Below are 2,762 nucleotides of genomic sequence, written 5' to 3'. Positions count from 1 at the left end.
GTGCCGTACCTCCACCCCCTCCCCCGCCGGCCGGGGGCGGCGGGGGAGGGGGTGGAGGTACGGCACCGGCCATGCGGTGACCGCAGACCTCGCACCAGTCGTCGGAACCCGACTGGTGTCCGTTCGGGCAGGTCGGCATGTCGGCGCGTCCCCCTTTCCTTCGGTGTACCGCTGGCGTACTGCAGGCGTCCTGCTGGCGTCCTGCTAGGTCACTTCTTTACACGAACAGTCTTTGTGGACCGGGTCTCGAGGGTCATCTCGTCGGCCTCCGCGACCTTCGCCTTCAATCTGACAGTACCTGTCGGGGCGTCGACCACGTCCACCACCTTCGCAAGCAGTTTCGCAGTATCCGCGTTCCCCGACACGCTCGCGAGCTGAACGGCCCGGCCCAGTTTGGCCGTTGCTCCATCGATATCACCCGCTTTGCGCAGATCCAGCCCCTGTTGGATGACCTGTGCCAGTTCGGCCTGCCCGGTGTAGTGGGCGACCTGGGGGTTGATCGACGTAGAGGCGGCCATGTCGTCGGTCCACACGGCCCGTACGAGGCCCTGTGCGCCCAGGTTCTGGACCGTGCCCCCAGGCTGCGGAATGACCAGCGAGACCCGCGCTGCCAGCATCTCCTGGCCGATGTTCGCCGTCGGGACCTCGACGCACACGTGGTAGTCACGGGACTCGTCGCCCCAGGAACCGGTGGGGTAGTCGCCGGATCGCGGCCCCGACTCGGTGCGCCGGCCGGTCAGGTCCTCGACCGTCGGCGCGACCTGCTTGACGAACTTCACGGCCGTGCCGACCGGGGTCCACAGCCGCAGGGCGACGTCCGCGACCTCCTTGCCCATGGCCGTCTCCATCATCTGCGTGAAGTCGGCGGCGAGAGCGGCCGGGTCGGCGACGATGTCGGCGGTGCCGAGGAGGGCGGAGGCGATCCCTGTGACTTCTTTCACTTCCCAGTCGGTGCCCACGCCGCGCGCGTCACAGGTGAAGCGGCCCGTGCAGGACTCCAGGGCGGCCTTGAGGTCCTCGGGTGACTCGTGTTCGTTGCGGCCGTCGGTGAGCAGGATTCCGTGCCGGATGGCGACGTCGGCGGTGGACAGCAGCCGGTCGGCCAGGCGCAGCCAGGTCCCGATGGCCGTGCCGCCGCCCGCGCTGAGCCGGCGCAGGGCCTCCTTGGCCTGCCCGCGGGTGGTGGGGTCGGCGACCGCGAGACGCCCGTTGCCCGGATAGACCTCCCGGGCCACGTGGGTGCCGTCGATGACCGAGAAGTGCACGCCGTCGCGGAGCGTGTCGATGGCGGCGGCCGTGGCGTCACGGGCGTTGCGCATCTTGGTCGGCGGGTAGTCCATCGAACCGGAACAGTCGACCATGATCGCCACGGCGGCGGACGGGCCGTCGCCCGGCGAGTACAGGTGCGGTGCGGCGACCGCGGTGCCGACGGTGCCGCCGCCGGTCGCGGTGACCGTCACGATGGCGCTGACCTCGCGGCCGCCCTCCGGCAGGTACTCGTTCTGGTAGACGTCCACCGAGAACTGCGGCACGTTCGACTTCGAGAAATTGGCCATGCCTCTTCCCATCCCCCTCGGAAATTCCCACGGCGTGTGGGGTGACGACGTGGACGGACCGGTCCCCTCCGGTCCGCCTCTGCTTCCCCGTGCGCGGGCCGCTGCCGGCCCGCACCCGCTGCCCGTACCGGCGGCCGGGCAGTGCTCTGTCCGTGCGCGGCCTCAGGCCGATCCTGCCCCCTGCGCGGGGGCGGGGAACGGCACGAGGGCCACTGTTACGTTGTCGTGGCCCCCGCCGTCCAGGGCGTGACCGACGAGAACCTGGGCCGCGTGCAGCGGCCGGGCGGCGGCGTCGAGGGGAAGCGCCTGCGCCATCTCCTCGGCGCCTTCCGCGTAGTTCCACAGGCCGTCCGTGCAGACGATCACCACGCCCGGCCGGTCCGGTTTGAACGCGGCGGTGTGCGGCTCCAGTTCGTAGGCATCGGCGCCGAGCCAGCCGGTGATCGCGTGGGCGCGCTCGTCGGCGTAGGCCTCCGCCTCGTTCATCAGGCCCGCGGAGACCATCTGGGCAGCCCAGGAGTCGTCCTCGGTGAGCCGGGCGGGCGGTGAACTCCGGTCCGCCGGAACCCAGTAGACGCGGCTGTCGCCGACCCAGCCGACGACCAGCAGGCCCGCGGTGACGATCGCGCCGACGAGGGTGCAGGCGGGCGCGTTCTGGTGCGGGGCGTGCTCACGGGCCGTGGCGGGCTCCTCGGCGAGCGCGTTGACCGCGTGCGAGGCGGCCACGATCGCCTCGTGCATGGCCTGTTGCGGGTGCGCGCCCTGCGGCAGCGCGGCCATCAGGGCCCGGCCGGCCGTCTGCGCCGCGGCGTACGAGGCGTCGTCGGGGCGGGTCGCGGAGGAGACGCCGTCGCAGACGATCGCGACGAGCGCGGGGCCGCCGTCGGGCAGCGCGGTGTGGCCGACGGTGAAGGAGTCCTCGTTGCGGTGGTGGCGCAGGCCGCGGTCGCTGACGGCGGCGACGGGGCCGGACTCCTGCTCCATGTGGTCGCGTTCGCGCGGCTGGGCGTGCCCGCAGTTCTCGCAGTAGCCGTCGTCGTCGACCCGGCCGGCCCGGCACGCGACGCACACCTTGGCGACGGCCAGCCGGGGGTCCGGAGCCTGGAGCGGGTACTCCTCCGGCTCGGCGGGCCGGTCGAACCGGACACCGGCGGCGGGATCCGGTGACACCGGGGCGGCGGGCACCGTGGGCGGTGCGGCGGGGGC

At 72.4% G+C, this 2,762-nt stretch carries 2 protein-coding genes; both read right to left on the bottom strand.

The features are described from left to right. Window positions 1–209: 209 nt before the first annotated feature. Window positions 210–1,556: a VWA domain-containing protein gene (locus tag P1P75_RS40890; protein WP_319264941.1), complete on the bottom strand. Its 1,347-nt coding sequence runs from the start codon at window positions 1,554–1,556 to the stop codon at window positions 210–212. A 162-nt stretch (window positions 1,557–1,718) separates the two neighbouring features. Next, window positions 1,719–2,762 (bottom strand): PP2C family serine/threonine-protein phosphatase (locus tag P1P75_RS40885; RefSeq protein ID WP_319264939.1); only part of this gene is annotated, 1,044 nt, incomplete at its 5' end.

The sequence above is a fragment of the Streptomyces sp. ID05-39B genome, assembly GCF_033794725.1.
Classification (GTDB): domain Bacteria; phylum Actinomycetota; class Actinomycetes; order Streptomycetales; family Streptomycetaceae; genus Streptomyces; species Streptomyces bobili.
The sequence above is the reverse complement of the archived record's forward strand: the minus strand, read 5'-3'. Positions and strand labels throughout refer to the sequence as shown.

Coding starts and splice junctions, on each gene's coding strand:
- P1P75_RS40890 (WP_319264941.1), bottom strand. CDS start 1,556: ATGGCCAATTTCTCGAAGTCGAACGTGCCGCAGTTCTCGGTGGACGTC.